This window comes from Pseudomonas sp. 910_23 (genome assembly GCF_052850795.1).
This window is the reverse complement of the sequence record NZ_VXCZ01000031.1, coordinates 1-26,540: the sequence shown is the minus strand read 5'-3', so window position 1 is coordinate 26,540 and position 26,540 is coordinate 1. Positions and strand designations below refer to the sequence as shown.

31 protein-coding genes are annotated in these 26,540 nt (G+C 57.9%); 12 read left to right on the top strand and 19 right to left on the bottom strand.

Going from position 1 to position 26,540, the window contains the following annotated elements; genetic code table 11:
- Window positions 1–7: 7 nt before the first annotated feature.
- The 14 genes from FW800_RS26570 to FW800_RS26505 all read right to left on the bottom strand — a co-directional run bounded on the left by FW800_RS26570 (window position 8) and on the right by FW800_RS26505 (window position 8,958).
- Window positions 8–580 (bottom strand): phage tail assembly protein, encoded by a 573-nt coding sequence (locus tag FW800_RS26570; RefSeq protein ID WP_446438814.1) that lies wholly within the window; start codon window positions 578–580, stop codon window positions 8–10.
- Between the two features lie 183 nt (window positions 581–763).
- Window positions 764–1,270, bottom strand: coding sequence for a phage major tail tube protein (locus FW800_RS26565; protein WP_446438813.1), 507 nt, complete (start codon window positions 1,268–1,270; stop codon window positions 764–766).
- Entirely contained in the window at window positions 1,270–2,436 is a 1,167-nt protein-coding gene (locus FW800_RS26560; protein ID WP_446438812.1) for a phage tail protein, read from the bottom strand. The genes FW800_RS26565 and FW800_RS26560 overlap by 1 nt, the downstream gene beginning before the upstream one ends.
- Window positions 2,437–2,438: 2 nt before the next feature.
- Window positions 2,439–2,612 (bottom strand): hypothetical protein, encoded by a 174-nt coding sequence (locus FW800_RS26555; RefSeq protein ID WP_164484409.1) that lies wholly within the window; start codon window positions 2,610–2,612, stop codon window positions 2,439–2,441.
- Between the two features lie 85 nt (window positions 2,613–2,697).
- Window positions 2,698–2,955: a phage tail assembly chaperone gene (locus tag FW800_RS26550; RefSeq protein WP_078820424.1), complete on the bottom strand. Its 258-nt coding sequence runs from the start codon at window positions 2,953–2,955 to the stop codon at window positions 2,698–2,700.
- Entirely contained in the window at window positions 2,956–3,573 is a 618-nt protein-coding gene (locus tag FW800_RS26545) for a hypothetical protein (protein WP_078820423.1), read from the bottom strand.
- Between the two features lie 59 nt (window positions 3,574–3,632).
- Complete coding sequence (locus tag FW800_RS26540) at window positions 3,633–4,166, bottom strand: hypothetical protein (RefSeq protein ID WP_446438811.1); 534 nt, start codon at window positions 4,164–4,166, stop codon at window positions 3,633–3,635.
- Window positions 4,163–4,801, bottom strand: coding sequence for a phage tail protein I (locus FW800_RS26535; RefSeq protein ID WP_103733416.1), 639 nt, complete (start codon window positions 4,799–4,801; stop codon window positions 4,163–4,165). Before FW800_RS26535 ends, FW800_RS26540 begins: the two co-directional genes overlap by 4 nt.
- Entirely contained in the window at window positions 4,798–5,793 is a 996-nt protein-coding gene (locus tag FW800_RS26530) for a baseplate J/gp47 family protein (protein ID WP_446438810.1), read from the bottom strand. The genes FW800_RS26535 and FW800_RS26530 overlap by 4 nt, the downstream gene beginning before the upstream one ends.
- Entirely contained in the window at window positions 5,790–6,122 is a 333-nt protein-coding gene (locus tag FW800_RS26525; protein WP_005785388.1) for a phage baseplate protein, read from the bottom strand. Before FW800_RS26525 ends, FW800_RS26530 begins: the two co-directional genes overlap by 4 nt.
- Window positions 6,123–6,131: 9 nt before the next feature.
- Window positions 6,132–6,743 carry a phage baseplate assembly protein V gene (locus FW800_RS26520; protein ID WP_216090816.1) on the bottom strand — a complete coding sequence of 204 codons (612 nt, stop codon included), beginning with the start codon at window positions 6,741–6,743 and terminating at the stop codon, window positions 6,132–6,134.
- Between the two features lie 3 nt (window positions 6,744–6,746).
- On the bottom strand, window positions 6,747–7,262 hold the full coding sequence (locus tag FW800_RS26515; protein WP_078820417.1) for a hypothetical protein: 516 nt from the start codon (window positions 7,260–7,262) through the stop codon (window positions 6,747–6,749).
- A 23-nt stretch (window positions 7,263–7,285) separates the two neighbouring features.
- Window positions 7,286–7,624 (bottom strand): phage holin family protein, encoded by a 339-nt coding sequence (locus FW800_RS26510; protein WP_005785384.1) that lies wholly within the window; start codon window positions 7,622–7,624, stop codon window positions 7,286–7,288.
- Between the two features lie 590 nt (window positions 7,625–8,214).
- Entirely contained in the window at window positions 8,215–8,958 is a 744-nt protein-coding gene (locus FW800_RS26505; protein WP_177327421.1) for a LexA family transcriptional regulator, read from the bottom strand.
- Window positions 8,959–9,191: 233 nt separating this feature from the next.
- Between FW800_RS26505 and FW800_RS26500 the strand changes: the two genes are divergently transcribed.
- From FW800_RS26500 to fdxA, 4 genes are all read left to right on the top strand, one after another.
- Window positions 9,192–9,680 carry a Panacea domain-containing protein gene (locus FW800_RS26500; protein ID WP_032877518.1) on the top strand — a complete coding sequence of 163 codons (489 nt, stop codon included), beginning with the start codon at window positions 9,192–9,194 and terminating at the stop codon, window positions 9,678–9,680.
- Window positions 9,673–10,044: a hypothetical protein gene (locus FW800_RS26495; protein ID WP_032877520.1), complete on the top strand. Its 372-nt coding sequence runs from the start codon at window positions 9,673–9,675 to the stop codon at window positions 10,042–10,044. The genes FW800_RS26500 and FW800_RS26495 overlap by 8 nt, the downstream gene beginning before the upstream one ends.
- Window positions 10,045–10,325: 281 nt before the next feature.
- Window positions 10,326–12,917: a DNA mismatch repair protein MutS gene (gene mutS / locus FW800_RS26490; RefSeq protein WP_032877521.1), complete on the top strand. Its 2,592-nt coding sequence runs from the start codon at window positions 10,326–10,328 to the stop codon at window positions 12,915–12,917.
- A 142-nt stretch (window positions 12,918–13,059) separates the two neighbouring features.
- Window positions 13,060–13,383 carry a ferredoxin FdxA gene (fdxA, locus tag FW800_RS26485; protein ID WP_003208688.1) on the top strand — a complete coding sequence of 108 codons (324 nt, stop codon included), beginning with the start codon at window positions 13,060–13,062 and terminating at the stop codon, window positions 13,381–13,383.
- A 462-nt stretch (window positions 13,384–13,845) separates the two neighbouring features.
- On the opposite strand, the gene apbC is transcribed toward fdxA, so the two are convergent.
- Window positions 13,846–14,940 carry an iron-sulfur cluster carrier protein ApbC gene (gene apbC / locus FW800_RS26480; RefSeq protein ID WP_032877523.1) on the bottom strand — a complete coding sequence of 365 codons (1,095 nt, stop codon included), beginning with the start codon at window positions 14,938–14,940 and terminating at the stop codon, window positions 13,846–13,848.
- Window positions 14,941–15,112: 172 nt separating this feature from the next.
- Between apbC and metG the strand changes: the two genes are divergently transcribed.
- From metG to FW800_RS26460, 4 genes are all read left to right on the top strand, one after another.
- Complete coding sequence (metG, locus tag FW800_RS26475) at window positions 15,113–17,164, top strand: methionine--tRNA ligase (RefSeq protein ID WP_078820415.1); 2,052 nt, start codon at window positions 15,113–15,115, stop codon at window positions 17,162–17,164.
- Between the two features lie 87 nt (window positions 17,165–17,251).
- Window positions 17,252–18,220: an electron transport complex subunit RsxB gene (gene rsxB, locus FW800_RS26470; RefSeq protein WP_032877526.1), complete on the top strand. Its 969-nt coding sequence runs from the start codon at window positions 17,252–17,254 to the stop codon at window positions 18,218–18,220.
- A gap of 58 nt (window positions 18,221–18,278) precedes the next feature.
- Window positions 18,279–18,917, top strand: a complete 639-nt coding sequence (gene nth / locus FW800_RS26465) for an endonuclease III (protein ID WP_032877527.1) — start codon at window positions 18,279–18,281, stop codon at window positions 18,915–18,917.
- A gap of 107 nt (window positions 18,918–19,024) precedes the next feature.
- On the top strand, window positions 19,025–19,204 hold the full coding sequence (locus FW800_RS26460) for a PA3496 family putative envelope integrity protein (RefSeq protein ID WP_005785279.1): 180 nt from the start codon (window positions 19,025–19,027) through the stop codon (window positions 19,202–19,204).
- A gap of 82 nt (window positions 19,205–19,286) precedes the next feature.
- Here FW800_RS26460 and FW800_RS26455 read toward each other — a convergent pair whose 3' ends face one another.
- From FW800_RS26455 to FW800_RS26445, 3 genes are all read right to left on the bottom strand, one after another.
- Window positions 19,287–19,919 (bottom strand): response regulator transcription factor, encoded by a 633-nt coding sequence (locus FW800_RS26455; RefSeq protein WP_005785278.1) that lies wholly within the window; start codon window positions 19,917–19,919, stop codon window positions 19,287–19,289.
- A 632-nt stretch (window positions 19,920–20,551) separates the two neighbouring features.
- On the bottom strand, window positions 20,552–21,769 hold the full coding sequence (locus FW800_RS26450) for an argininosuccinate synthase (RefSeq protein WP_005785276.1): 1,218 nt from the start codon (window positions 21,767–21,769) through the stop codon (window positions 20,552–20,554).
- Window positions 21,770–21,897: 128 nt separating this feature from the next.
- Window positions 21,898–22,806, bottom strand: coding sequence for a flagellar protein MotY (locus FW800_RS26445; protein ID WP_446438809.1), 909 nt, complete (start codon window positions 22,804–22,806; stop codon window positions 21,898–21,900).
- A 156-nt stretch (window positions 22,807–22,962) separates the two neighbouring features.
- Here FW800_RS26445 and pyrC point away from each other — a divergent pair, with 156 nt between their 5' ends.
- A complete protein-coding gene (gene pyrC, locus FW800_RS26440; protein ID WP_223017644.1) occupies window positions 22,963–24,009 on the top strand; it encodes a dihydroorotase in 1,047 nt (348 codons plus the stop codon).
- Complete coding sequence (gene rnt, locus FW800_RS26435) at window positions 24,006–24,677, top strand: ribonuclease T (RefSeq protein WP_005785271.1); 672 nt, start codon at window positions 24,006–24,008, stop codon at window positions 24,675–24,677. The genes pyrC and rnt overlap by 4 nt, the downstream gene beginning before the upstream one ends.
- A 68-nt stretch (window positions 24,678–24,745) precedes the next feature.
- Here rnt and FW800_RS26430 read toward each other — a convergent pair whose 3' ends face one another.
- The gene (locus FW800_RS26430; RefSeq protein ID WP_003172097.1) at window positions 24,746–25,348 is read right to left on the bottom strand and encodes a peroxiredoxin; all 603 of its coding nucleotides are present in this window, start codon (window positions 25,346–25,348) and stop codon (window positions 24,746–24,748) included.
- Between the two features lie 244 nt (window positions 25,349–25,592).
- Here FW800_RS26430 and FW800_RS26425 point away from each other — a divergent pair, with 244 nt between their 5' ends.
- Window positions 25,593–25,811, top strand: a complete 219-nt coding sequence (locus FW800_RS26425; protein WP_005785268.1) for a bacterioferritin-associated ferredoxin — start codon at window positions 25,593–25,595, stop codon at window positions 25,809–25,811.
- A 200-nt stretch (window positions 25,812–26,011) separates the two neighbouring features.
- A complete protein-coding gene (gene bfr / locus FW800_RS26420; RefSeq protein WP_005785266.1) occupies window positions 26,012–26,482 on the top strand; it encodes a bacterioferritin in 471 nt (156 codons plus the stop codon).
- Window positions 26,483–26,540 lie beyond the last annotated feature (58 nt).

The window sequence follows — 26,540 nt, the reverse complement described above, 5'->3', positions numbered from 1 at the left end:
TCGAGGATTACTTCGATGTCGCGCTGCGAAAGAAGTCCGCCGGTTGATTTAAAAAATCGTCGATACGCTCCTGCAGTTCCGTCCAGTCGGGCACGGTCAAGCCGGCCAGGTCAGGGATCATCAGGCCGGTGCAATGGGCGGTGATGAACTCGGCGCGCTCTTTGTTGGTGGCGAGTTTTTTCATCACCTTGGTGGCGCGCAGGGCAGGCATTTCCAGGGGCAGTTCGGTCAGGGTTCGGCCGGCTGCGTTCAGGGGCAATAGCAACTGGACGGGTTGGTCGTAGAGCGTCGCTTCATCCGCATTTAGGAAGAACGACGTCGGGCGCGTCGACATCTCGTGTACGTACTGGGCAATGCTTACGTAGTCAGGGCGCTTGAGCTGGTCGAGCTCTTTTTCCGACAGGCCGGTGGCGAGTTTCGCCAGTTCGAAAAACTGATCGTCCTCGTCATCACCGGCCCGGGCCAGCGCGTCTTTTTGCGCGGCGTAAAACAACGGTTTGAGCTGAACCTGCTGGATCGTCGCGCCGGTGTCGGCGGTGATCGGAGCCAGCAGGGTATGCAACGGTGGCATCCAGGCCATGGGGCAATTCCTTGTTGAACGGTATTGAAAAGTACCGAAAATCCAGATCTGAACGCGGTCCCTGTGGGAGCAGGCTTGCCTGCGATGGCATCAACTCGGTGCTCCAGACACACCGAGTCGCCTGCATCGCGGGCAAGCCCGACTCCCACATTGACCGTGCCTGCCTTAGATTGCGGTCATTTTTTAAGGCATCAGTACGGCGCGGCGCGCATCGCCAAGAATGTCGACGCCGTTGAGCACGAACTTCTGGGTGCGCACGTCGATGTCGATCACCGAAATGCCATTTTCCAGACGGTTGTAGGTACGGCAGGACAGTTCCAGCGTGGTGAGCGCCTTGTCGCCCATCTTCAGCTTCGCTTCATCCAGGGATTTGAGCTTGCCGCCGACGGTGTGGTAGGTGAAGTAGGTCTTGCCGTCCTGGTCCTGGCCGGCTTCCCGCACGTTCAGCAGGATGTCGTCACCCATGCGCACGCCCAGGGCCAGCATGATTTCCGGGCCGGCACCTTGCAGCACCAGCTTGGCATTGAGCACCTTGCCGCTCTTGGCCATTTCCTCGGCGATAAAGCGACCTCCGGACATGGGCTCCATGTCGAACTCGATCTTCGGCGGGGTGAACTCTTCCACGGTTGCGGACAACGGCAGGCCTTGAAGGGTGGCCGCAATGGCCTGTCTGACTCGGTTGGTAAACATTAGAGAACGTCCTCCAGGAACTGCTCGATGATTTCATCGCGGGCGTTGAGTTGATAAACCATGTGTTCGTTCGGCGCGTAGCGGCCGTAGTCGATAACGATGAACCAGGTGCCGTTCTTGTACTTCTCGACGCTGTTCAATTCCGGGTGCAGGTATACGCTGCCGCCAGGGATGGTCTCGTCGGCCACCAGGGTTTGCAGCCAGTCGTTGATGCGCTTGACCTCCTGGTCCATGAAGGACTTGGTGAGGTTCTTGGCCATGGCTTTCTGGCCGGCCTTGACCAGCTTGCGGCTGATAGCATCTTCCAGGCCGACGTAGCTGATGAACTTGCCGGTGATGGAGCGGTTACCCAGCAGCGAGAAACCGCCGAGGATGGTGCGGGCGTAGTAGCTCACGCCGTAGCGGTTGAGCAGGTCGCCTTCGGTGGAGGTATCGAGGATGTTGTACTCGACCACGCGGGAAACGTCTTCGGCGAAGGTCACCTGGTTGCCCGGGCTTTCCCACTGTTTGACCTTGGCCAGTGCGGCGATGGCCAACGAGGATGGCGACAGGAATACGTTTTTCTTCGCGGCCTTGGAGTACACCGACGGCATGTTGTGCACCAGCAGGCAACGGTCGAAACCGAGGTCAGCACCGCCCAGCTCGCCGCTGTAGGTCACTTGATCGGCCACCGAAGCGTCCTTGCCATCCAGTACCACACGCGCCTTGATGCGCTTGCCGAAGGAGGCAAAGTCACCGGCCACGGCCTTGGTGCCGGTAAAGCCTGGGGCGCCGATGATGGTCAGGTCTTCAGGCACGCTGCTCAGGGCCGCCAGGCCCAGCTTGCGGCCGGTGATCGGGTCGTTGCCGCCGATCACATTGTTGATCGTATCGGCCGGGGTGGCGCCTTCTTCGACGATGACCACGTAGACCGGCACCTTGACCACTTTGAGGATCTGGTACACCGCCTGGAACAAGGTGCCCGACTCGGTGCCGGTGGGGTCCAGCAGCGCCTGGGTGGTGAAGCTGTTGATACGGAACGGGGCGTTTTTCGGGATCGATGCGTGGGCGTTGGGGGCAGTGCCGACCAAGCCAATCACGTTATCGCCAAGGCCACCCATGGCCTCGGGTGATTCGGTGGCATTCACAGTGATGCCGTTGTGCTCGAAGTTCAAAACCTCAGCCATGATTATTCAGCCTTCTTGGGGGTGGAGTTGAGGACGCTGGTCAGTTCCAGGCGGCCAGCGGTGCGCAAGGCGGATGCTTCGACGTCCAGCAGTTCCAGTTCTTCGCCAGCGGTGGACCAATGGCCGTTGCCGATGGGGAATGGGATAAGGACGGTGTAGGTTTGGCGATCAGACATATGTGGAATTCTCCGGGTGTAGAACGGCAAAGCCCCTGCGAGGAGGGGCTTTGGGGAGGCGAAAAAAAACCGCTTTCGCGGTGGGTTATTTCAGGAAGGTAGGCAACTCTGGCCATTCAACCTTGTAGGGGTCGCCCGTGTCTTGTGGAACCTCACGCACTGCCTGTCGATAAAGTGCAAGCTCACTACGTTGCGCGTCAGTGAGGGAACTATCTAAGGACTGCATTACATCTGTAACAGCCAGCAACTGTTGACGACGAGTGCGAATAGAGGCCCATTCGGCAAGAGCAATAGACTCAGGATTAGGTTTATACTGAGACTCCGATTCAACTATCTCATTCACTTAAAATTCCACCTTATCAGTAAGCGACAATTTCGACTTAATGCTTCCAACGGCGAACAAGCCGCCAATACCGACTTGCATAGTATCAATACGAATCGTAGTCACATAAATACTTGGAAATTTCAACCGCATAATCACATTACCACTCGCATCCGTATAAATTCCCGGAGACATATTCCCGAATACAGATTTATTCAAGACCGCACGCTGTGGTGAGTAGCAATAACCCACGACAGTCTCATCCACGATACTTGCACTGCCATAGCTATAGCCACGAATATTAAACCAGAACATCTGATCGTGAGTATTAATGTTAACTGGCAATTTAAAGTGCATGTACACTTCAGCTGAAGTTCCTAGATCAACGACGGAAAAACCACCTGACGCCCCAGTATTCTGAGGGCCACCAGTACCCCATACGCCACCTTGGAAGACGTTTAGCTGAACCGAACCTGCGGCACCGACCAGCCCAACCATATCTTTTTTGCTGCGGAAATCATCAAACTCTGCCCGTGCAATGTCCATACGGCTATCTATTTGAGAAATCTTTCCATTAACCGCAGTTGTCAGATTATCTGCGGCGGTGACCAAGTCACCAATTTTCTGCTCAATACCCATACTTAACCTCTAATTTCAAATGCCAAGGGAGTCACGTAAACATCCCTCACGGACACGCATTAAACGTTGTGTTCCAGTGCCATCACTCGAAACAACATACCTAAATGTCGCCCCATATTATTCACATTAGCAGCGGCAACAGCCGCCAACTCTTCCGTAAAAAATAAATTAAGGCTTTCGCTACCCACCACAATCGTCACGCTATCCGTCGGCAACGGCGAAACATCCAACGTAAACTTCTGCAGCACCCGAGCCGCCGCTGCTTTATATGTCAGCAACTTCCCCGCCACGGAATACACCGCCAGCAAAGTCCCGCTTGCGAGGTAAAAACCGAACTCGCCAATCTCATACTCGCCGTCGCCATCAAACAGCGCGGCCATCCTGAGTTGGCGCTCGCCCAGGTCTTCGTAATCGACGATGGCCACCCGTTGGCGCTCGTCACGCAAGGCCACTTCCGTGCCGTCGGGGTTGTAGCGGCTGGTGCCGGCGCCGATGTGGGTAATTTCGCCTTTGAGGCCCTGGTTCTTTGCCTGCAGCACTTCATCCAAACCTTTGGAAGTGAAGCGCACCAGGCGCGTGATTTCATCTGTCATGGCTGCGCCCTGAGGTCGTAGTCGTTAATGGTGTAGTGCTGGGCAACCCCGGCACTGTTAAGCCGAGCAACCAGCGCCAATTCCGGCAACGCGCCGTTTAGATAAAACTCGCCGTCGCTTAAAGGGGCGTCGAGCACTTGCGTGAATGCAAGCTGACCTTCGGTTTCATGCACGATGGTGATCGTCGCCTGATCGCGCTCACTCTTGGCCGCATTGATACGCCGGATCAGCCGGTTGTGATCGCCGCTGGACCAACTGCGCCCGATGATCGCCTGTACGTCGAAGGTGTAAGGCACACCCAAGGGGCGCTGCTGATACCAGGCGCTGATGTTGGGAGTGAAGCCCAATGACTCCACCGCATGACTCAGCGCCTTGGGCGTACCGGCCTGGCGCTGGATTTGCCAGGACAAGGCCACGGTCAGGCGCTTTTCCGCCTCGCTGGCTTCGGCATCCCATTCGCTGACGCCGCGGTCGGCGGCCAGGTACGGGAGGAATTCGCTGGGGGTTTGAAGTGGGTTCATCAGCGCTGGAAACGGCGGCGTGACGCGCTCAAGCAATGTGCCGAAGCCCAGGTCCAGGGCCTTTTCCAGCGGTGAACTGTTGGCCGGCAACAGACTCGCGTTGGGTTCACTCATAGCGTGCGCACCTCCACCTCGACACCCGTGCAATACGGGGCCTGGAACGCGGTGCTGACAATCGGCGCCAGCGGTTCCAGGATCTGCAGTTGCGTAGCACCGGCGCTGTGGATGGCGTAGTCGATCCAGCTGGGGTCGACCCGCCCTTCCAGCCGATGGCAGGACTCTGCGTAGTCTTGCAGCAGTTTCTGCGCCGCCACTTGGGTCAGCCCCGAGTCCGGGCCGGCGTTGATCTTGGCCACCACGCGAATTTTGTAGGGTTGAATTTGAGCGCCCTGGACGCTGACAAGATCGGTTTCCGGCCTTACATCCGGCCGTGCGAAATGTCGACGTACACCGTCAAGCAAGTCCGCAGACGGCGTGCCGTCGCCCTCGCGGGAAAGCACAGTGACCATGACTTCGCCCGGTGCGGTGCGTCGAGCGTTGCCGTCCTTGACCTGGGCCGCATAACCATCCGGATCGAAGGTGTAGATGACGCTCACCACTCCCGGCGTCGCGCTTTGCACTTTCACCGCCGGGCGCTCGCCAAGGGTGAACACTTCGCGGCGATACTGCATCCGCGAGCCCGCAGCCGGGGCGTGGGGGGCCAGGTAGTAACGCAGGCGAGCGTCGTCGTCGCTTTCCAGGGTGGGCGGCACGGGCGGGAACGCCGCCGGGTCGCCAGGGTCGAGCACTTGGCGTTCCAGGCCCATATCGGCCAGGCGCGCATCCAGGTTGCTGCCGGTAGCCCACCACGCCAGCATCTGCTTGATGCGGGCGTTGTATTTGCGCTCGTGGGTTTGCAGACGCACGCAAAACGCTTCCAGGGCCAGGGTCAGCAGTTCGCTTTCGTTGTCGAGGCTGGCCTTGAGTTTGGCCGCGCTTTGCGGCGCGCGGGTGGCGACGTAGTCGATGACAAACATCTTGAACTCGGCCAGCAACGGTTCGAACTCATCCACCTTGATGATGGTCGGTTCCGCCAGTTGGTTCTGGCCGGGGATCAACATACTCATGTCACGACCTCGAAGGATTGTTGGCGGTTTTTCCAGGTGCCGGCAAACCGCAGCAACAGGCCGGCACCTTGGCGAGTGGCGACGATGACCTGGGGGTCAAAATCGCTGATGCCGTTATGGGTGTTGTAGAACGCCTGGGCGGCGTGGCTCTGGGCGAGAATCAGCAGGTCGTCGCCGAGGTTTTGCCCGAGCAACTGCGGGATCAGCGAGCCATACAACGGACGCTTTTGCCGGGTGCCCACGGGGGTGGTCAGCGCTCGGGTGGCGCGCTGCACAAATTGCAGCCAGTCATCGACGGCTGCCCCGGTGTTCCTCTCGATTCCGAGCATGGGATGTCCTTATCGGGGGCTGATGACGCGTCCTTGATGGTCCACTACCGGGCCGCTGAAGTGCGCGCCGCCAGCATCCAGCAACAGGCTGGTGCCGCCGATTTGCAAAGTGATGCTCTGGGCATTCATGGTCAGGCTGGCAGCGCCGACTTTAATGTCGACCTGTTCACGGGAGCCGCTGACGATGGTTGGGCCGTTGACCCAGTTGAAGGTATGGCTGGCGTCGTCGTAGTCGCTTTGGGTGCCGTCTTGATGGCGACGCCTGGTCAGCGTCGCGACGCTGGAGACCGGCGGAAAGCGATCACTGTTGAGGCCGAACAGCGCCACTGACTGCACGCCGCCCTCCCCGCCACCGTAGTTAAGCAACAGGCATTGCTCGCCCACCGTGGGGATGCGGGTTTCCGTTTGCGCACCGGCGCTGGGGTTGAAAAAGCGGATCGCCGGGGTCAGCAAATCACCGTGGCTGACCTTGCAGGTGTTGCTGGCCGCATCGACCTGCTGGCAAATGCCAATCCGGCAGAAGCTTTCAGCGCGGCGGTAAAGGTCTTCGAGTTGGGTCTCCATCTCTGCCAGGCGTTCGACGATCGGTCCCAATTGCATGCGTAACAGCGCGTCGAACATGGCCTACTCCGCCAGTGGTTTGTATTGGGCTGGGTCGTCGATGTTGGAGACGTCCCAGGTGCAGGCAAACAGCGGCTGGCCTGTAGGATCTTCAAGTAACGGCGGCCCCAGATAGAGGGTTTGAGTGAAGGAAACCGTCCAGGTGTCGTAGTCCGCGTCAAGGGTGCTGCGCACAGCCGGAGCGGCGACGATATTTGCGGGCAAATCGCACTGTGCCTGGGGCAGGTCCCAACGGTTATCCAGCACAAGGTCCATGAGTTGGCTGGCCAGGTCGCAGGCATCGAACGGCAATGCCCCGGGGGCGACCATGGCCCTGAGTGAAATGCTCAGCACGTGAGCCTTGCGCCCTTCGCGAGAGCGAATGCCCGGGCCATTGCCTTCGACTGTGACCTGCACACCGGTTTTTTCAGTGTCGCCCTGGAAGTCCTGATGACTGCCGACCTTGAGGTCCGGGAAGGCTGCATGCAGCGCAGCGCCCACGGCCTGGGGCAGCTGGGATGGCTTTTCGATAAGCGTCATTTTATGTAGCGTCCTTGCAACGATTACTGCGGGTCCTGGCGGGAGCCTTGGTTGATCCCGATGCGCTTGGCCGCCCACCGCTCATAAAGGCCGATAGCCACGTCGGCACCGGCCATGGCGGTCAGGCAACCAATGGCGCCGGCGGTCCAGATCGACATCCCCGCTGCGTAGCACAGCATCAGAGCCGAAACCCCACAGACCATGCACGCCCCGGAACGCAGGGCCAGGCGGCGGATCAGCGACCAACCGCGAGCCCCTTCCTTATCGGCCCGCCACATCTCGCCGGATACGCCGCCGATCACGGCCAATACGATGACCAGCCAGATAGGCATTTCCGCTAACGCTTGCTGTTCATTTGTCATGTCACGCCTCCTGGCTGAGCATTTAATAATCCATATTTCATTTACAGATGCTTCGATAGGTAGGCATTCCAAAAAGCCCGGTTGCCCGGGCTTTTCAGTAATGCTGTCCTCGGACTTTCGGCGCTACTGGCGCGGTACGGTCCTTTCCTCGATGTTTTTCCGACCACGATCCCTGTCTGCCGGATAACTGCTTCTGGTGCTTTACGCTGCACACCCGGGTCAGTTGCCAACCCTCTGAACCGTCAAGGCCGGTTCATCGCTGCCTGTTTTTGAAGCGTTGAAACTAAAGAGCGTCGGCATCCTTGCCGGTATTGCCTGGCATCCCTGCCATCGCTTCGATGGCGTCCTTGCCGATGTTGCGTGCCTTCCTTGTCTTCCTTGGCAGCATCCTTGCCACCTCCACCAGGCCTTGTTGGCTGGCTTGAGATGGAGAATATGCATGTATGCATATACAGTCAATGCATCAATGCATTTATTTTTGCTATGGAAATGCACAAATGCATTTAAGGCCTTGCCAGCATGGGGTTTGCCGGTTTTTTCGGGGCGAAAAAAAACCCGCTCATGGGCGGGTTTCGTCTTACGCGAGGGGGTTAGCGGGCGTACATGCCCCACCAGAAAACATGACCGAGGATGCTGATCTGCTCATCCTGTATATCCTGGAAGCTGTAGTCCTCATCCGGATGCTCATCACGGTTGAAACTGCGCAGGCGAATCCCGGAAGGCAGGCGGTAGAGCTGTTTAACTCGCAGCTGGCCGTTGTGATTGATGGCATACAGATCACCATCGACGATATCGCCAATGCCGCTTTTACCGGCGTTAACGCCAACCGTGGCGCCGTCGCGCAGCACCGGCAACATGCTGTTGCCGCGTACCGTCACGCACTTGGCCTGGTCGAACTGCACGCCGTTATGCCGCAGACTGCGCTTGCCGAACCGCAGGCTGGCCTTCTCGCTTTCCTCGATGACGAATCTTCCTGATCCAGCAGCCAATTCAACCTCGCGCAGAAAGGGGATCGACACCTCGTCATCATTGACGGGGGTGTCGTCGTCCCACAGGCTTATGTCCTTGAGTTCCGAATGCATCGGGTCGCGCCCGTCATCGCGCAAGGCTCCCACCGCAGCGCGCCCGCGCAGTTGGTCGGTGCTCACGCGAAAATACTCGGCGATACGGGAGATGTGTTTATCCGACGGATCAACGATCTTGCCGCTGAGGATCCGGGACAGTGTGGATTGAGGCACGCCGGTGCGCCGATGAAGCTCCGTGGGGGAGATCCGGTCGCGATCCAGCAGCTCTCTTAAGACGATAGAAACATTGCGTTTTTGCATAACGCGGATAGTGACGGGAGTTTTTAAGGTTGGCAAATGCTAATTTGCATATTTATGCATTAAACATCCAATTGTGTTTAGCCTGAAACAAAATACTGTATATCCAGACAGTTAAATACTCACTATTATTCCGAGCGCCTGAGGTAAGACGCGGCAAATGAACAGCCTCCCTTGCTTATCGACAATTCAGGGGCTATGTATAAAACTCGTCAATCACCTAGCCAGCAACGACGGAGGTGCTCATGGCTTATTCAGCGCTAGCTGTTGCTAACGCCTTCATTGAACGCGCGAAGGAAGGCAAGGTTTCGGGCCTGACCCCGATGAAGCTGCAGAAACTGCTGTTCTATACACAGTCCTGGCATTTGCGCGAGCGAGACCAGCCCCTGATGGATGACCACTTCGCCCGCTGGCAATATGGCCCGGTCATTCCGTCGCTTTACCATGAGCTGAAATCCTACGGTAATCGCCCGGTGACCTCACTGCTCAGCAACCTGAAGCCCGACGCCGAAGACATTGTCTTCGTTACACCGAGGGTTCCGGAGAGCGATACCTATACCCATCGTTTGATTGACCGGATCATTAACAAATACGGCAAATGGTCCGGCACCCAACTGTCCAACCTGTCCCACGAGGATGGCACAGCCTGGGCCCTCAAGGGCGCCGACGGCTCCGCCATAGACTGGGAAGACATGGCAGCACTCATTCACCCAAAGAGCCGCATCCGTGAGTGAAGAACTCGACAACCTGGAACTCACCCTGCCCCCCGTGGCAGGGCCTGACCAGGACTCCCAGGCCGGTGGCGAGCAAGCCATAGGCACCGACGATGAAAGAAGCCAGAACCTCAAAGACCAGAAAGCCGAGCGGCAACTGCGCAAGAAGTATGCGGGGCGTGCGTTTTGGTTTGCTGCCTGCGGCGTGATCTTCTGGGCGGTCCTGCTGGTGTGGAATGGCTGGTCGACGTATTACTCGGGTAAAGCGCCGTTCTCGGACAATGTATTGATTGCCATCACTACGGCGACTTCAATCAACTTGTTTGCGGCGTTTCTTGGGGTGATCAGAGGGTTGTTTCCGGCCAGTGGGCGTAGATCCAAATAGCTTGGTCGTCTTCACGATCTGCATCCTGCATTGAGATATGAAAAGTCAGCTCATCATCTTCCAGGCACTGACCGGATTGTTTAACGCTGCTGCAATGCCTGATTAAACCGCTAACCTGTGGCGAGGGAGCTTCTTGAGGCGACGCCGCTTTCGCGTTTTACCTGGCCGTTTGCGACCTGCGAAGGGCCGACCTCGCGTGTTAACCTTGCCGCCATCGCAAAAAATGCTGGGCCAAGCGCCCCCTTTGCCCCATCACTTTCAACGAATTTGCCTACTACCCAATGAGTAAAAACACTTCAGACCTGTCCTCCCACACCCCGATGATGCAGCAGTACTGGCGCCTGAAAAACCAGCACCCTGATCAGTTGATGTTCTATCGCATGGGCGATTTCTACGAGATCTTCTACGAAGACGCGAAGAAGGCCGCCAAGCTGCTGGACATTACCCTGACCGCGCGCGGCCAGTCGGCGGGGCAGTCGATTCCGATGTGTGGGATTCCTTATCACTCGTTGGAAGGCTACCTGGTCAAGCTGGTGAAGCTGGGCGAGTCGGTGGTGATCTGTGAACAGATCGGCGACCCGGCTACCAGTAAAGGGCCGGTGGAACGTCAAGTGGTGCGCATTATTACGCCGGGTACGGTGAGTGATGAAGCGTTGCTGGATGAGCGTCGCGATAACCTGATCGCTGCGGTGTTGGGCGATGAGCGTCTGTTCGGCCTGTCGGTGCTGGATATCACCAGCGGCAACTTCAGCGTGCTGGAGATCAAGGGCTGGGAGAACCTGCTGGCGGAGCTGGAGCGTATCAACCCGGTGGAGTTGTTGATCCCGGATGATTGGCCCAAGGACTTGCCGGCGGAGAAACGTCGTGGGACCAAGCGGCGTGCACCGTGGGATTTCGAGCGTGATTCGGCGCTGAAAAGTCTGTGCCAGCAGTTTTCGGTGCAAGACCTTAAAGGTTTTGGCTGTGAAACGCTGACCCTGGCCATCGGCGCTGCTGGCTGCCTGCTCAGCTACGCGAAGGAAACCCAGCGCACCGCCCTGCCCCACTTGCGCAGCCTGCGTCATGAACGCCTGGACGATACCGTGGTGCTCGATGGCGCCAGCCGTCGCAACCTGGAATTGGATACCAACCTGGCCGGCGGGCGCGATAACACCCTGCAATCGGTGGTCGACCGCTGCCAGACCGCGATGGGCAGTCGCTTGCTGACCCGTTGGCTGAACCGTCCGCTGCGGGACTTGACCGTGCTGCAAGCGCGTCAAACCTCTATTACCTGCCTGCTCGATGGCTATCGCTTTGAAAAGCTGCAGCCGCAACTCAAAGAAATCGGTGATATCGAGCGTATCCTGGCGCGGATCGGCCTGCGCAATGCACGACCCCGCGACCTGGCGCGCCTTCGTGATGCCTTGAGCGCCCTGCCGCAGTTGCAACTGGCAATGACTGAGTTGGATACGCCTCACTTGCAACAGCTGGCGGTGACTGCCGGCACTTACCCGGACCTCGCGGCGCTGCTGGAAAAAGCCATCATCGACAACCCGCCCGCGATCATCCGTGATGGCGGCGTGTTGAAAACCGGCTACGACAGCGAGCTGGATGAGCTGCAGTCCCTGAGCGAAAACGCCGGCCAGTTCCTGATCGACCTGGAAGCCCGCGAAAAAGCCCGCACCGGTCTGGCTAACCTGAAGGTGGGCTACAACCGCGTGCATGGCTACTTTATTGAGTTGCCGAGCAAGCAAGCGGAGTCGGCGCCTATCGATTATCAACGCCGCCAGACGCTCAAGGGTGCCGAGCGTTTTATCACCCCAGAGCTCAAGGAGTTCGAAGACAAGGCGCTGTCAGCCAAAAGCCGCGCCCTGGCCCGGGAAAAGATGCTTTACGAAGCCTTGCTCGAGGATTTGATCAGCCGTTTGGCGCCATTGCAGGACACTGCGGCCGCCCTGGCGGAGCTGGATGTACTGAGCAACCTCGCCGAACGAGCGCTGAACCTTGACCTGAACTGCCCACGGTTTGTCAGCGAGCCATGCATGCGCATTGTGCAAGGTCGCCACCCGGTGGTGGAGCAGGTATTGACCACGCCGTTCGTCGCCAACGACCTGTCGCTGGACGACGATACCCGCATGTTGGTGATCACCGGTCCGAACATGGGTGGTAAATCCACCTATATGCGCCAGACCGCGTTGATCGTGTTGTTGGCCCATATCGGCAGCTTTGTGCCGGCGGCCAGTTGCGAGCTGTCCCTGGTGGACCGCATCTTCACGCGGATCGGCTCCAGTGATGACCTTGCGGGTGGCCGTTCGACCTTTATGGTGGAAATGAGCGAGACCGCCAACATCCTGCACAACGCTACCGAGCGCAGTCTCGTGCTGATGGACGAAGTGGGTCGCGGCACCAGCACCTTCGACGGCCTGTCCCTGGCTTGGGCGGCGGCCGAACGCCTGGCGCATTTGCGCGCTTATACACTGTTTGCCACGCACTACTTCGAACTCACGGTGTTGCCGGAAAGCGAGCCACTGGTGGCCAACGTGCATCTCAATGCCACCGAGCACAATGAGCGCATCGTGTTCCTGCACCATGTGCTGCCAGGGCCGGCGAGCCAGAGCTATGGCTTGGCCGTAGCACAGTTGGCCGGCGTGCCGAATGACGTGATTACTCGCGCCCGCGAACACCTCAGCCGCCTGGAAACCACAGCCCTGCCCCATGAAACCGTGGTCGCCAGCCCTGCCAAGGCCAGCAAGAAACCCGCCGCGCCGCACCAGAGCGATATGTTCGCCAGCCTGCCCCATCCGGTGCTGGATGAGTTGGCAAAGCTTGATCTGGATGACTTGACGCCGCGTAAAGCGCTCGAAATGTTATATGCACTGAAGACTCGGATATAACGCAGACGCTTGCAAGCTGATAGAATCTCGCGCGGTTTGGGATGCTGCGGGCTTTTAGCCTGGTCCGCAGACTATCGCTCTCAAACCTCGCGAACCCCACCACAAGGGGTTTCGCTGCCGCCGCCTGAGGAGAAAATTAGAAATGACCTTCGTCGTCACCGACAACTGCATCAAGTGCAAGTACACCGACTGCGTAGAAGTGTGTCCGGTGGACTGCTTCTACGAAGGCCCGAACTTCCTGGTTATTCACCCGGATGAGTGCATCGACTGCGCCCTGTGTGAACCAGAATGCCCGGCCGTCGCGATTTTCTCCGAGGACGAAGTGCCTGCGGAGATGCAGGAGTTTATTCAGCTGAACGTCGAGTTGGCGGAAATCTGGCCGAATATCACCGAGCGCAAAGACCCGATGCCCGATGCAGCGGAGTGGGATGGCAAAAAAGGTAAGATTGCAGACCTCGAACGCTGATAGCGTCGCCGCCCCCAAAAGGCCCCTTGCGGGCCTTTTTGCGTTTCTGATGGGAGCGTTTTTACTTTTCTACAGGCGAAAAAAGGGGCGGTATGACCCGCCCACATTTTTTCCCTAGTCCCTGTATTCCTTTTCATCATCCTGATGAATCGCATCCTGCGACGTTCCTTCAAACCATCGTTCCTTGATGGCTGTGTCAATCCGTGGACACAGGGCTGATGTTAGAGGGTTCGAAGATAAGTTCAACGCGACCCGGTTCGATCGACTGGCACGCTCTGACACCTAAACACAGATAAATAAGTCTTGTTTTTCAATGAGATGAAAAAAGTCTCAAAAAAATCGAGACGTCCATGCATGATAAAAAAACCGATCGCTTACGCAAAGGTAAGCAAATGCTTACACGCACAATTGCGGAAAAGGGCAATAAGCCTCATTGCCCCCACCGCTTACTGTTGAAAGGCATCAGTCGTCACTGACAGTAATGGTCGGCATCGCCGGCGCAGCAGCTTCCTGCAAGACAATTCTCGCGCCGACATGCCGGGCCAGTTCCTGGTAAATCATCGCGACCTGCCCGTCCGGTTCGGACGCCACGGTTGGTTTGCCACCATCTGCCTGTTCACGAATGCCCATCGCCAGCGGCAACGAAGCGAGCAGCTCGACACCGTATTGGGTCGCGAGCTTTTCGCCCCCACCTTCACCGAACAGATGCTCGGCATGACCACAGTTGGAGCAGATGTGCACCGCCATGTTTTCCACGACGCCGAGCACCGGGATATTGACCTTGCGGAACATCTCGACGCCCTTCCTGGCGTCCAGCAGCGCGAGGTCCTGAGGCGTGGTGACGATCACCGCACCGGCCACCGGCACTTTTTGCGCCAGGGTCAGTTGGATGTCGCCGGTGCCTGGCGGCATGTCGATCACCAGGTAATCGAGGTCGCCCCAGGCGGTCTGTGTGACCAATTGCAGCAACGCCCCGGAAACCATCGGCCCGCGCCAGACCATCGGCGTGTTGTCATCGGTAAGAAAGGCCATGGACATCACTTCCACACCGAGCGATTCGATGGGTACAAACCATTTCTGATCCTTGACCTTCGGCCGCGTGCCTTCGGCGATGCCGAACATCACGCCTTGGCTTGGGCCGTAGATATCGGCGTCGAGAATCCCCACCCGCGCGCCTTCGCGGGCCAGGGCCAGGGCCAGGTTGGCCGCGGTGGTGGATTTGCCCACGCCACCCTTGCCGGAGGCCACCGCCACCACGTTCTTGACGTTGGCCAGGCCCGGGATCTGCGCCTGGGCCTTGTGCGGGGCGATCACGCATTGGATATCGACCTTGGCCGAACCCACGCCGTCGATGCCCTCAATGGCCATTTGGAGCATCTGCGCCCAGCCGCGTTTGAACAAGCCTGCGGCATAGCCCAGTTGCATCTGTACCGACACCTGGTCGCCCTGGACCTCGATGCTGCGCACACAACCGGCACTGACCGGGTCCTGGTTCAAATAAGGGTCGGTGTACTGGCGAAGAACGGCTTCCACCGCTGCGCGATTGACGGCGCTCATGGGCTACTCCCGAAAAAAGACTGACTGAAACAGGCGGCTATCCTAACCGTTCCGGCGGTTGAACGGCACGCTTTCGAGGTTCCGGAAGATTCTGAAACAGCGTCACGGGGTGAAATAAATTTCCCGGCGCTTTATAGTGGCCGACCTCCGTTTCATCAAGTAGCCGAGCCCCATGTCCGAGCCACGCAAGATCCTCGTCACCAGCGCCCTGCCCTATGCCAATGGTTCCATCCATCTTGGCCATATGCTTGAGTACATCCAGACCGATATGTGGGTGCGCTTCCAGAAGCATCGCGGCAATCAATGCATTTATGTCTGCGCGGACGACGCCCACGGTTCGGCCATCATGTTGCGCGCCGAAAAGGAAGGTATCACCCCGGAACAACTGATCGCCAACGTGCAGGCTGAACACAGCGCCGACTTTGCCGAGTTCCTGGTGGACTTCGACAACTTCCATTCGACCCACTCCGACGAAAACCGCGAGTTGTCGAGCCAGATCTACCTGCGGTTGAAGGAAGCCGGGCACATCGACCAACGTTCGGTGACCCAGTATTTCGACCCGGAAAAGAAGATGTTCCTGGCCGACCGCTTCATCAAGGGCACCTGCCCCAAATGCGGCACCGAAGACCAGTACGGCGACAACTGCGAAAAATGCGGCGCGACCTACGCACCGACCGACCTGAAGGATCCCAAGTCGGCGATCTCCGGTGCCACTCCGGTGCTCAAGGACTCGCAGCACTTCTTCTTCAAGCTCCCGGATTTCCAGCAAATGCTGCAAACCTGGACGCGCAGCGGTACCTTGCAGGACGCCGTGGCCAACAAACTCTCCGAATGGCTCGACAGTGGCCTGCAGCAGTGGGACATCTCCCGCGACGCGCCATACTTCGGCTTCGAGATCCCGGGCGAGCCGGGCAAGTACTTCTATGTATGGCTGGACGCGCCGATCGGCTACATGGCCAGCTTCAAGAACCTGTGCGACCGCACCCCGGAGCTGGACTTCGACGCGTTCTGGGGCAAGGACTCCACTGCCGAGCTGTACCACTTCATCGGCAAGGACATCGTCAACTTCCACGCGCTGTTCTGGCCGGCGATGCTTGAAGGCTCGGGCTACCGCAAGCCGACCGGCATTGCCGTGCACGGCTACCTGACGGTGAACGGGCAGAAAATGTCCAAGTCCCGTGGCACCTTTATCAAGGCGCGCACCTATCTGGACCACCTGTCGCCTGAATACCTGCGCTACTACTACGCATCCAAGCTGGGCCGGGGTGTCGACGACCTGGACCTGAACCTGGAAGACTTCGTACAGAAGGTCAACTCGGATCTGGTGGGTAAAGTCGTCAACATCGCCAGCCGTTGCGCCGGTTTTATCCACAAGGGCAACGCCGGTGTACTGGTAGCCGAGAACGCCGCACCGGAACTGACCGACGCCTTCCTGGCCGCCGCACCAAGCATCGCCGACGCCTATGAGGCCCGCGACTTCGCCCGCGCCATGCGCGAAATCATGGGCCTGGCCGACCGTGCCAACGCCTGGATCGCCGACAAGGCCCCGTGGTCGCTGAACAAGCAGGAAGGCAAGGAAGCTGAGGTTCAGGCTATCTGCGCCACCGGCGTCAATCTGTTCCGCCAGTTGGTGATCTTCCTCAAGCCGGTGCTGCCATTGCTGGCCGCCGATGCCGAGGCGTTCCTGAATGTGGCGCCGCTGACCTGGAACGATCACGCCACCTTGCTCGGTAATCATCAGTTGAACGCGTTCAAGCCCTTGATGACCCGCATTGACCCGGTGAAAGTCCAGGCCATGACCGATGCTTCGAAGGAAGACCTGGTCGCCAGCCAGACCGATACCGGCCAATCTGCGCCTGCGGGCAATGGCGAACTGGCCAAGGACCCGATTTCTCCGGAAATCGATTTCGACGCCTTTGCCGCCGTGGACCTGCGCGTAGCACTGATTATCAAGGCCGAAGCCGTGGAGGGCGCCGACAAGTTGCTGCGCCTGACATTGGATATCGGTGACGAACAGCGCAACGTGTTCTCCGGGATCAAGAGCGCTTACCCGGACCCGTCCAAGCTCGATGGGCGCCTGACCATGATGATCGCCAACCTCAAGCCACGGAAAATGAAGTTTGGCATTTCCGAAGGCATGGTGATGGCGGCGGGCCCTGGCGGCGAAGAAATCTACCTGCTGAGCCCCGACAGCGGCGCCAAGCCGGGCCAACGCATCAAGTAATCCCTGCAAAATGCCCCGCTGTTGCCACGGCGGGGCTTTTCAGCTTGCCCACCTCCCTGGGCCGGGCGTCAACGCTATGATCACAGCATGAACCTCATTCAACGTATCGACGCGCTGCTGCCGCAGACTCAATGCGGCAAGTGCGGGCACCCGGGCTGCAAGCCTTATGCAGAAGGCATCGCCAGGGGCGAGGCCATCAACAAGTGCCCGCCCGGTGGGCAGGAAACCATCGCCGGGCTTGCGCAACTGCTGCACCTGCCAGTGCTGGACCTGGACACCAGCCGCGGGGAAGCGCCCGCGCAGATTGCCTATATCCGTGAGGCCGAATGCATCGGTTGTACCAAATGCATCCAGGCTTGCCCGGTGGACGCCATTGTGGGCGCCGCCAAGCTGATGCACACCGTGATTACCGACGAGTGCACCGGTTGCGACCTCTGTGTCGCCCCCTGCCCCGTCGACTGTATCGAGATGCGTGCGCTCGCTGACGTACTGCCTATCGTGGGCGGCTTGGCAGGCACCGATGACGAGCGGCGTGAACGCGACCTCAAACGTGATCGGGCGCGACGGCGTTTCGAACAACGCAACGCCCGCCTGCAACGTGAGGAAGCCTGCAAGCTCGCCGAACGCCTGACACGGGCCAAACGCGCAGCTGCGGTGGAAACGACACAGGTCAATAATCATCAGGCCGCTCAGGACGCCGCGATCAAGCAGGCCAAAATCAGCGTCACCATGAGTCGCGCTCAATTGCACAAATCGTTGAAGGCGTTTGGGCATCCCCCGACCTTTGAGCAACAGTCGCAATTGATTATGCTGCAACGGCAGTTCGAGGCTTGCGAACAGGCGCTTGCCGCGCTGGAGGCCAACAGTGCGCCGCCGACAACGCCCCCCAAGAGCGCCGACCTCAAGCGTGCAAAGATCCAACTGGCCATGCGCCGAGCCGAGTTGAAAAAGGCCCAGGCCGAGCAGGCTGGCGAGCAGCAACTGGCAGCCTTGAGCGCTGCGTTGAACGCCGCCGAGCAGACGCTGCAGGATGCCGAGGCCAACACCGACGCCTGAACCTGCGCTTTGCATTGCTAACATCACGTCGACCGCCAGCAAGGAAACGTCCGCCCCTATGAATGCCGCAAAACGCCTGGAAATCTTCCGCAGGTTTCATGAAGACAATCCGGAACCGAAAACCGAACTGGCCTACTCCTCCCCTTTCGAATTACTGATTGCGGTGATCCTGTCAGCCCAATCCACGGACGTCGGTGTCAACAAGGCCACGGCGAAGCTGTATCCCGTGGCCAATACCCCGGCCGCGATTTACGCCCTGGGTGTGGAAGGTTTGTCCGAGTACATCAAGACCATCGGCCTGTATAACAGCAAGGCCAAGAATGTGATCGAAACGTGCCGCCTGCTGGTAGAGCTGCATGGTGGTGAAGTCCCGAAAACGCGCGAAGCCCTGGAAGCCTTGCCAGGGGTGGGCCGCAAAACGGCCAACGTGGTACTTAATACCGCATTCCGGCAGTTGACCATGGCTGTGGATACGCACATCTTCCGGGTCAGTAACCGAACCGGCATTGCGCGGGGCAAAAATGTGGTCGAGGTGGAAAAGCAACTGATGAAGTTCGTGCCCAAGCCGTATTTGCTCGACTCCCATCATTGGCTGATCCTGCATGGGCGCTACGTTTGCCAGGCTCGCAAGCCCCGCTGCGGCAGCTGTCGCATCGAAGATCTGTGTGAATACAAGGACAAGACGTCCGACGATTGAGCGACCATTGATTTTTTTGATCAGTCGATTGAAAAAATCTTTTTTACCCGTTCGCAGATTATCGCTATAAGGAGCCCCAATGGCAGTCTTAGCCCGGAGTTAATCTTATGAGCGCTGGCAAAGAACAACTGGAAGTGGAAGACGACCTCGCTGAGTCGGATGAGGACGCGGTAGAGACACCTGTAGAGGTAGCCAAGACCAACTTGAGCAAACGTCGCACTATCGACAATCTTCTGGAAGAGCGACGCTTGCAAAAACAGCTGGCCGATTACGACTTCGATCTGTGATCGATGCGTGAACGACCGGAAGCCTCCCTGACGGAGGCTTTTTTCTGCCGGATACACGGGTTTTGAGCGGTGCAACGTCCTCCTACACCAAGCCGTTGCGCTGGGCCAACTCGATCAGGTCCACAAGGGAGCGGGCATTGAGCTTGAGTAGCAGGCGAGTCTTGTAGGTACTGACGGTTTTGTTACTGAGGAACATGCCGTCGGCAATCTCCTTGTTGGTTTTGCCACGTGCCAGTTGCTGCAGCACCATCATCTCTCGCCCCGACAAGCGTTCAACCATTTCAGCTTCGCTGGCGTTGCCCATGGTTGAACGCACTGAATTGAGCGCCTGGTTCGGGAAGTAGCTGTAGCCGGAGAGCACCGCCTTGATGGCGCTCAACAACTCGGTAAGATCCTGCTGCTTGCAGACATAGCCGGCCGCCCCTGCCTGCATGCAGCGCATGGAAAAATGGCCAGGGGCCTGGGATGTCAGCACCAGCACCTTGAACGATATGGCTTGCTTGGTTGAAGCCAACCGGCAAATCACCTCCAGGCCGTCGAGCTTGGGGATTCCGATATCCAGTATCACAATATCCGGCATGTGTTCCCGTGCAAGTTGCAACGCATCGACACCGTTATCGGTCTCGGCAACGACCTCATAACCATGACGCTCCATTAGCATGCGCACAGCAAGACGAATGACGGGATGATCATCCACGATCAGCACTTTATTCATGAGAAAGTCCAATTTCGCTGTTCGAATTATTTAGAGCAAACACAATAGCCTAGTCGATTACTAGTTGGCATAGCATTCCACCCCGAGCAACGGCAGGGAGAGACCCAACCCACAGGAAGATAGGAATTAGCCTACAAAAAATCGCAAACTTAGATGTATAGGGCTTTATGGATGCTTTCAGACTTTTCTCGACGCGCACATATTTTGAGTGAAATGTCCTTGGCATAAGCCTATGAAGGTAAACGCACCGCACAAGACTTTCAGGAAATACCCCTTGCCTGGAGCCTGGCTGCACGCAGAACGACAAGGAAAGCCCGTCTGTATTAGTTCCATTTAACATATTTATAGATTTCCATAATTCCTACAGAAGATTCAACGAATAACCTCGCAATTGCAGTTATATGAGTGAATTTTCTGTCAGACATAGTTCCTCTACAGATGTAAAAAATCATTCAGCGTTAAAAACAAAACGCAAAAAAGTAAAACAACCGGCAAAGTTTCAGAAAAAACACACTCAAGCACTCGCTAAACGCGGATAAACATCAGCGTCCTATTTATGTTCATCCAATAATAAACAAGCAAAAAAAATGGCCCCTTGGATAAGGGGCCATTTTTCACAACCGAGGCAACACTCAGAACAACGAGCGGCCCTTGTTGGCAGCAATCCGCATACGCAGGGCGTTCAGCTTGATGAAGCCCGCCGCATCCGCCTGGTTGTAGGCGCCACCGTCTTCTTCAAAGGTCGCAATGTTGGAGTCGAACAGCGACTCATCGGATTTACGACCCGTGACGATCACGTTGCCCTTGTAGAGTTTCAGGCGCACAACGCCGTTCACGTGGGCCTGGGAGGCGTCGATCATCTGTTGCAGCATCAGACGCTCAGGGCTCCACCAGTAACCGGTGTAGATCAGGCTGGCGTACTTGGGCATCAGCTCGTCTTTAAGGTGGGCGACTTCACGGTCCAGGGTGATGGATTCGATGGCACGGTGAGCACGCAGCATGATGGTGCCCCCCGGGGTTTCATAGCAGCCGCGGGACTTCATGCCCACATAGCGGTTCTCGACGATGTCGAGACGGCCGATACCATGCTGGCCACCGATACGGTTGAGGGTCGCCAGCACGGTGGCCGGAGACATTTCAACGCCGTCCAACGCGACGATGTCGCCGTTGCGGTAAGTCAGTTCCAGATACTGTGGCTTGTCTGGAGCGTTCTCCGGGGAGACGGTCCATTTCCACATGTCTTCTTCGTGCTCGGTCCAGGTGTCTTCCAGGACGCCGCCCTCATAGGAGATGTGCAGCAGGTTGGCGTCCATCGAGTACGGCGACTTCTTCTTGCCATGACGCTCGATCGGGATCGCGTGCTTTTCAGCGTAATCCATCAGCTTTTCACGGGAGAGCAGGTCCCATTCACGCCAAGGGGCGATCACTTTTACCCCTGGCTTGAGTGCATAGGCACCCAGTTCGAAACGCACCTGGTCGTTGCCCTTGCCAGTGGCACCGTGGGAAATGGCATCAGCGCCGGTTTCGTTGGCGATCTCGATCAGACGTTTGGCGATCAGCGGACGTGCGATGGAGGTACCCAGCAGGTACTCACCTTCGTAGACAGTGTTGGCGCGAAACATCGGGAATACGAAATCGCGGACGAACTCTTCGCGCAGGTCGTCAATGTAGATCTCTTTCACGCCCATGGCTTGCGCCTTGGCACGTGCAGGTTCGACCTCTTCGCCCTGACCCAGGTCAGCGGTGAAGGTCACCACCTCACAGTTATAAGTATCCTGCAGCCACTTGAGGATCACCGAAGTGTCCAGGCCGCCGGAATACGCGAGAACGACCTTGTTTACGTCGGCCATGCCATCACTCCACGGGGTTGTACGGAAAGGCAACGATTCTACCGATCAAAACCGCGAAATTACAGGGGCGCGACAGCAAATGAAGATAAAGCGACAGATTATGTCGAGTGGGCGACCGATGGTCGCACCTACGAGGTAGCCGCCGGGTTGCTCGGTACCGTGGCTTGGGATGCCGGTTTCTCGGGGGCAGCGACCCGCTCAAGCTGGATATTCACACGGCGGTTGCGGGCGCGGTTGGCGGCACTGGTGTTGGGTGCCAGAGGGTAGCTCTCGCCGTGGAAACGCAGGGTGATCTGCGATTCCTGAATGCCATTGGCCTTGAAGTAATCCATCACCGCCAGGGCGCGGCGGCGCGAGACGTCGCGATTGGTCAGGCGATTGCCACTGTTATCCGAGTGGCCGTTCAACTCGACATGATTGACGGTAGGGTCGGCCTTCATGAACGCAAGAATCACAGACAGCTTCTTCTTGGCGGCAGCGTCCAGCTCAATGCCGCCACCGGGGAATCCGACTTCAGTCTGCTTGACCTGATCGTAATTCATGGGCAACAGCTTGGCAGTGCACGACTGATAGTCGCTGTAAGCCTTGCTGAACCTCACCGGCAGCAGACGCACCTCCGAGTACCCGCCCTCGCGCGCGTAATGCCGTACGGTCGGGCTGCGCCCCTCAAGCAATCCAGTGAACAGGCGCCCGGCCTGGGCCTGGGAGCTATTGAACAGTACGTCGCCACTGCCGACACGTACCGCCCCGAGGTTGATATCGCCTCGGCCCGGCTGCCAGGGCGCAGCGGCGGCCAACAAGGTTGCCGAGCCTGCGCCAAACGCACCGTTATAGGCTTTCAGGCGAAACGTCGCCTGCTCGCCGGCCCGGCGCACGAACTCCCCGGAACCAAAGTCGGTGATCGGCTGCGTCAGGCGGCACTCGAACTGGTCGCCCTCTACCTTCCACTCAATATTCTCCAGACGTGTCTGGAACGTGAGGGCCATAGCGGGCAGGCTGGCGAACACACTGAGCAGGGCTAGATAATGCTGGCGCACGGGAGGCTCCACTGGTTTCTACAACACTTCAAAGCGTCATACATCGTTAAGGCATACCCGGGGATATCGGTCGCATCCGGCAAAACTTGATAGCGAGTGCCTGCAAGAGTCTTTTCCGGTAGCATTCCCACCAGATTGACCCGCCTGGAATCCCCAATGTCCGACCGCCTGACCCTGCTGCGTCCCGACGACTGGCATATTCATCTTCGCGATGGTGCTGCGTTACCCCAAACCGTGGCCGATGTGGCGCGCACGTTTGGCCGTGCCATCATCATGCCTAACCTGGTACCTCCGGTGCGCAATGCCGCAGAAGCCGACGCCTATCGGCAGCGTATTCTCGCTGCACGACCGGCCGGCAGCCGCTTTGAACCGTTGATGGTGCTCTACCTGACCGACCGCACCCAGCCTGAAGAGATTCGCCAGGCCAAGGCTAGCGGTTTCGTACACGCAGCCAAGCTCTATCCGGCCGGCGCGACCACCAACTCTGATTCCGGCGTGACCAGTATCGACAAGATCCTGCCGGCGATCGAAGCCATGGCCGAAGTTGGTATGCCGTTGCTGATCCATGGGGAAGTGACCCGTGGCGATGTGGACGTGTTCGATCGCGAGAAAATCTTTATCGACGAACACATGCGTCGTGTGGTCGAGTTGTTCCCGACTTTAAAGGTAGTGTTCGAGCACATCACCACCGCCGATGCCGTGCAGTTCGTCACCGAAGCTTCGGCTAACGTTGGCGCGACCATCACCGCTCACCACCTGCTCTACAACCGCAACCACATGTTGGTGGGCGGAATTCGGCCGCACTTCTATTGCCTGCCGATCCTCAAGCGCAACACTCACCAGGTGGCACTGCTGGATGCCGCCACCAGCGGCAGCCCGAAGTTCTTCCTGGGCACCGACTCGGCGCCCCACGCCCAGCACGCCAAGGAAGCCGCATGCGGTTGTGCCGGATGCTACACGGCGTTTGCCGCCATCGAGCTGTATGCCGAAGCATTCGAACAGCGCAATGCCCTGGACAAACTCGAAGGTTTTGCCAGCCTCAATGGTCCGCGTTTCTACGGCCTGCCGACGAATACCGACCGCATTACCCTGGTCCGTGAAGATTGGACCGCCCCCGCCAGCCTGCCGTTTGGCGAGCTGACCGTTATCCCGCTGCGCGCCGGTGAAACACTGCGCTGGCGCCTGCTGGAGGAAAGCAAGTGAGTGAAGACCATTACGATGACGAACAAGAGCACAGTGGCGGCGGCTCGCGCCACCCGATGGCCGAGCGTTTTCGCGGTTATCTGCCGGTTGTCATCGACGTAGAAACTGGTGGCTTCAACTGCGCCACCGACGCCCTGCTGGAAATCGCCGCAACCACCATCGGCATGGACGAACAGGGTTTCGTGTTCCCGGAACACACCCACTTCTTCCGTGTCGAGCCGTTCGAAGGCGCCAATATCGAAGCCGCGGCCCTGGAGTTCACCGGGATCAAGCTCGACCACCCGCTGCGCATGGCCGTCAGTGAAGAAGCAGCACTGACCGATATCTTCCGTGGCGTGCGCAAGGCGCTGAAGGCCAATGGCTGCAAACGCGCGATCCTGGTCGGCCATAACAGCAGCTTCGACTTGGGCTTCCTGAATGCCGCCGTGGCGCGCCTGGACATGAAGCGCAACCCGTTTCACCCGTTCTCAAGCTTCGACACTGCCACCCTTGCAGGCCTGGCGTATGGCCAGACCGTACTGGCCAAAGCCTGCCAGGCAGCGGGTATCGACTTTGATGGTCGTGAAGCCCACTCGGCCCGCTACGATACCGAAAAGACCGCCGACCTGTTCTGTGGCATCGTCAACCGCTGGAAACAGATGGGTGGCTGGGAAGACTTCAACGACTGAGCCTGCACCGCCCCTCCCATAAAAAAACCGGCCTTTTCAGGCCGGTTTTTTTGTACCTCGACGCAGGCTTACAGCTTGCCGGCGTTCTCGGTCAGGTAAGCGGCAACGCCTTCTGGCGAAGCGTTCATGCCTTTGTCGCCTTTTTTCCAGTTGGCAGGGCAGACTTCACCGTGCTCTTCGTGGAATTGCAGGGCGTCAACCAGGCGGATCAGCTCTTCCATGTTACGGCCCAGCGGCAGGTCGTTGATGATCTGCGAACGCACGACGCCCTTGTCGTCGATCAGGAACGCGCCACGGAAAGCGACGCCGCCTTCAGACTCAACGTCGTAGGCCTTGGCGATGTCGTGCTTCATGTCGGCAGCCATGGTGTATTTGACTTTGCCGATGCCGCCGTCGTTGATGGCGGTGTTGCGCCAGGCGTTGTGGGTGAAATGGGAGTCGATGGACACGGCAACCACTTCTACGTTGCGCGCCTTGAAATCGTCCATGCGGTGGTCCAGGGCGATCAGCTCCGAAGGGCAGACGAAAGTGAAGTCCAGCGGGTAGAAGAATACCAGGCCGTATTTGCCTTTGATGGCTTCAGACAGTTTGAAGCTGTCTACGATTTCGCCATTGCCGAGGACGGCTGGAACGTCAAAATCCGGGGCTTGTTTACCGACGAGTACGCTCATTGGATATCTCCTGATATAGGGGGTGACGATTGAAGTAAAAGGACCGGTCGAGTCTGCCTGTGGAAGCAGACAGAAATATGACGCAATCACGCTTCGTGAAGACCGACCATCATACACCGAAAAAACCGTTCGTCAGCGCACGGGCAATTCCTCTCGGATTGCTGCTGAAACTATTTTGACAATCATTCTCGTTAACATTAAGATCCATCGCACTTAAGCCATAAACCCGCGACGGTTCTCACTTATGTATGTCTGCCTCTGCACTGGCGTCACCGACGGACAAATCCGCGAAGCGATCTACGAAGGTTGCTGCAGCTACAAAGAAGTGCGTGAAACCACGGGCGTTGCCAGCCAGTGCGGCAAATGCGCCTGCCTCGCCAAGCAAGTGGTACGGGAAACCCTGACGCAGCTGCAAACAGCCCAGGCCGCGATCCCCTACTCGACAGAATTTACACACGCCTGATAGGCATGTTTTAAAGAGCCGGACCTTGTGTCCGGTTTTTTTATGCCTGTAATTCAATTAGTTAGCGCCAAGACGCGGAACACAAACATTCTTATTCCGATTAATTTTCATTTATTATTCAATAACTTAGGTTTGACACTGGGATTTTCACCGCTCAGACTCCCCCTTATACACAGCTATTACAGGGCAGGACCCCAGTCATGAAAGGCGACATCTCAGTCATCCAGCAACTCAACAAAATCCTTGCCAATGAACTGGTCGCGATCAATCAGTACTTCCTGCATGCGCGCATGTACGACGATTGGGGCCTGGAAAAGCTCGGCAAGCGTGAATACAAAGAATCGATCAAGGCCATGAAGGACGCCGACGCGCTGATCAAGCGCATCCTGTTCCTGGAAGGTCTGCCGAACGTGCAGGACCTGGGCAAGCTGAACATCGGCGAGCACACTCAGGAAATGATCGGCAGTGACCTGGGCTTTGAGCGCAAAAGCCACAGCGACATCAAGGCAGCGATTGCCCACTGTGAGACCAAAGGCGATTTCGGCAGCCGTGAGCTGCTGGAAGACATCCTGGAAGACCAGGAAGAGCATATCGACTGGCTGGAAACCCAGTTGGGCCTGATAGACAAGGTCAGCCTGGAGAACTACCTGCAATCGCAGATGGGTGAATAACCCCTACATACAAAAAAGCCCCGCTCTCGTCAGAGAAACGGGGCTTTTTATTGCAGGT

What these genes read in the sequence shown, in the direction of transcription:
- FW800_RS26570 (WP_446438814.1), bottom strand. Translation starts at nt 580, where the DNA reads ATGGCCTGGATGCCACCGTTGCATACCCTGCTGGCTCCGATCACCGCC.
- FW800_RS26565 (WP_446438813.1), bottom strand. Translation starts at nt 1,270, where the DNA reads ATGTTTACCAACCGAGTCAGACAGGCCATTGCGGCCACCCTTCAAGGC.
- FW800_RS26560 (WP_446438812.1), bottom strand. Translation starts at nt 2,436, where the DNA reads ATGGCTGAGGTTTTGAACTTCGAGCACAACGGCATCACTGTGAATGCC.
- FW800_RS26555 (WP_164484409.1), bottom strand. Translation starts at nt 2,612, where the DNA reads ATGTCTGATCGCCAAACCTACACCGTCCTTATCCCATTCCCCATCGGC.
- FW800_RS26545 (WP_078820423.1), bottom strand. Translation starts at nt 3,573, where the DNA reads ATGGGTATTGAGCAGAAAATTGGTGACTTGGTCACCGCCGCAGATAAT.
- FW800_RS26540 (WP_446438811.1), bottom strand. Translation starts at nt 4,166, where the DNA reads ATGACAGATGAAATCACGCGCCTGGTGCGCTTCACTTCCAAAGGTTTG.
- FW800_RS26535 (WP_103733416.1), bottom strand. Translation starts at nt 4,801, where the DNA reads ATGAGTGAACCCAACGCGAGTCTGTTGCCGGCCAACAGTTCACCGCTG.
- FW800_RS26530 (WP_446438810.1), bottom strand. Translation starts at nt 5,793, where the DNA reads ATGAGTATGTTGATCCCCGGCCAGAACCAACTGGCGGAACCGACCATC.
- FW800_RS26525 (WP_005785388.1), bottom strand. Translation starts at nt 6,122, where the DNA reads ATGCTCGGAATCGAGAGGAACACCGGGGCAGCCGTCGATGACTGGCTG.
- FW800_RS26520 (WP_216090816.1), bottom strand. Translation starts at nt 6,743, where the DNA reads ATGTTCGACGCGCTGTTACGCATGCAATTGGGACCGATCGTCGAACGC.
- FW800_RS26515 (WP_078820417.1), bottom strand. Translation starts at nt 7,262, where the DNA reads ATGACGCTTATCGAAAAGCCATCCCAGCTGCCCCAGGCCGTGGGCGCT.
- FW800_RS26510 (WP_005785384.1), bottom strand. Translation starts at nt 7,624, where the DNA reads ATGACAAATGAACAGCAAGCGTTAGCGGAAATGCCTATCTGGCTGGTC.
- FW800_RS26500 (WP_032877518.1), top strand. Translation starts at nt 9,192, where the DNA reads ATGGCTTATTCAGCGCTAGCTGTTGCTAACGCCTTCATTGAACGCGCG.
- mutS (WP_032877521.1), top strand. Translation starts at nt 10,326, where the DNA reads ATGAGTAAAAACACTTCAGACCTGTCCTCCCACACCCCGATGATGCAG.
- fdxA (WP_003208688.1), top strand. Translation starts at nt 13,060, where the DNA reads ATGACCTTCGTCGTCACCGACAACTGCATCAAGTGCAAGTACACCGAC.
- apbC (WP_032877523.1), bottom strand. Translation starts at nt 14,940, where the DNA reads ATGAGCGCCGTCAATCGCGCAGCGGTGGAAGCCGTTCTTCGCCAGTAC.
- metG (WP_078820415.1), top strand. Translation starts at nt 15,113, where the DNA reads ATGTCCGAGCCACGCAAGATCCTCGTCACCAGCGCCCTGCCCTATGCC.
- rsxB (WP_032877526.1), top strand. Translation starts at nt 17,252, where the DNA reads ATGAACCTCATTCAACGTATCGACGCGCTGCTGCCGCAGACTCAATGC.
- nth (WP_032877527.1), top strand. Translation starts at nt 18,279, where the DNA reads ATGAATGCCGCAAAACGCCTGGAAATCTTCCGCAGGTTTCATGAAGAC.
- FW800_RS26460 (WP_005785279.1), top strand. Translation starts at nt 19,025, where the DNA reads ATGAGCGCTGGCAAAGAACAACTGGAAGTGGAAGACGACCTCGCTGAG.
- FW800_RS26455 (WP_005785278.1), bottom strand. Translation starts at nt 19,919, where the DNA reads ATGAATAAAGTGCTGATCGTGGATGATCATCCCGTCATTCGTCTTGCT.
- FW800_RS26450 (WP_005785276.1), bottom strand. Translation starts at nt 21,769, where the DNA reads ATGGCCGACGTAAACAAGGTCGTTCTCGCGTATTCCGGCGGCCTGGAC.
- pyrC (WP_223017644.1), top strand. Translation starts at nt 22,963, where the DNA reads ATGTCCGACCGCCTGACCCTGCTGCGTCCCGACGACTGGCATATTCAT.
- FW800_RS26430 (WP_003172097.1), bottom strand. Translation starts at nt 25,348, where the DNA reads ATGAGCGTACTCGTCGGTAAACAAGCCCCGGATTTTGACGTTCCAGCC.
- FW800_RS26425 (WP_005785268.1), top strand. Translation starts at nt 25,593, where the DNA reads ATGTATGTCTGCCTCTGCACTGGCGTCACCGACGGACAAATCCGCGAA.
- bfr (WP_005785266.1), top strand. Translation starts at nt 26,012, where the DNA reads ATGAAAGGCGACATCTCAGTCATCCAGCAACTCAACAAAATCCTTGCC.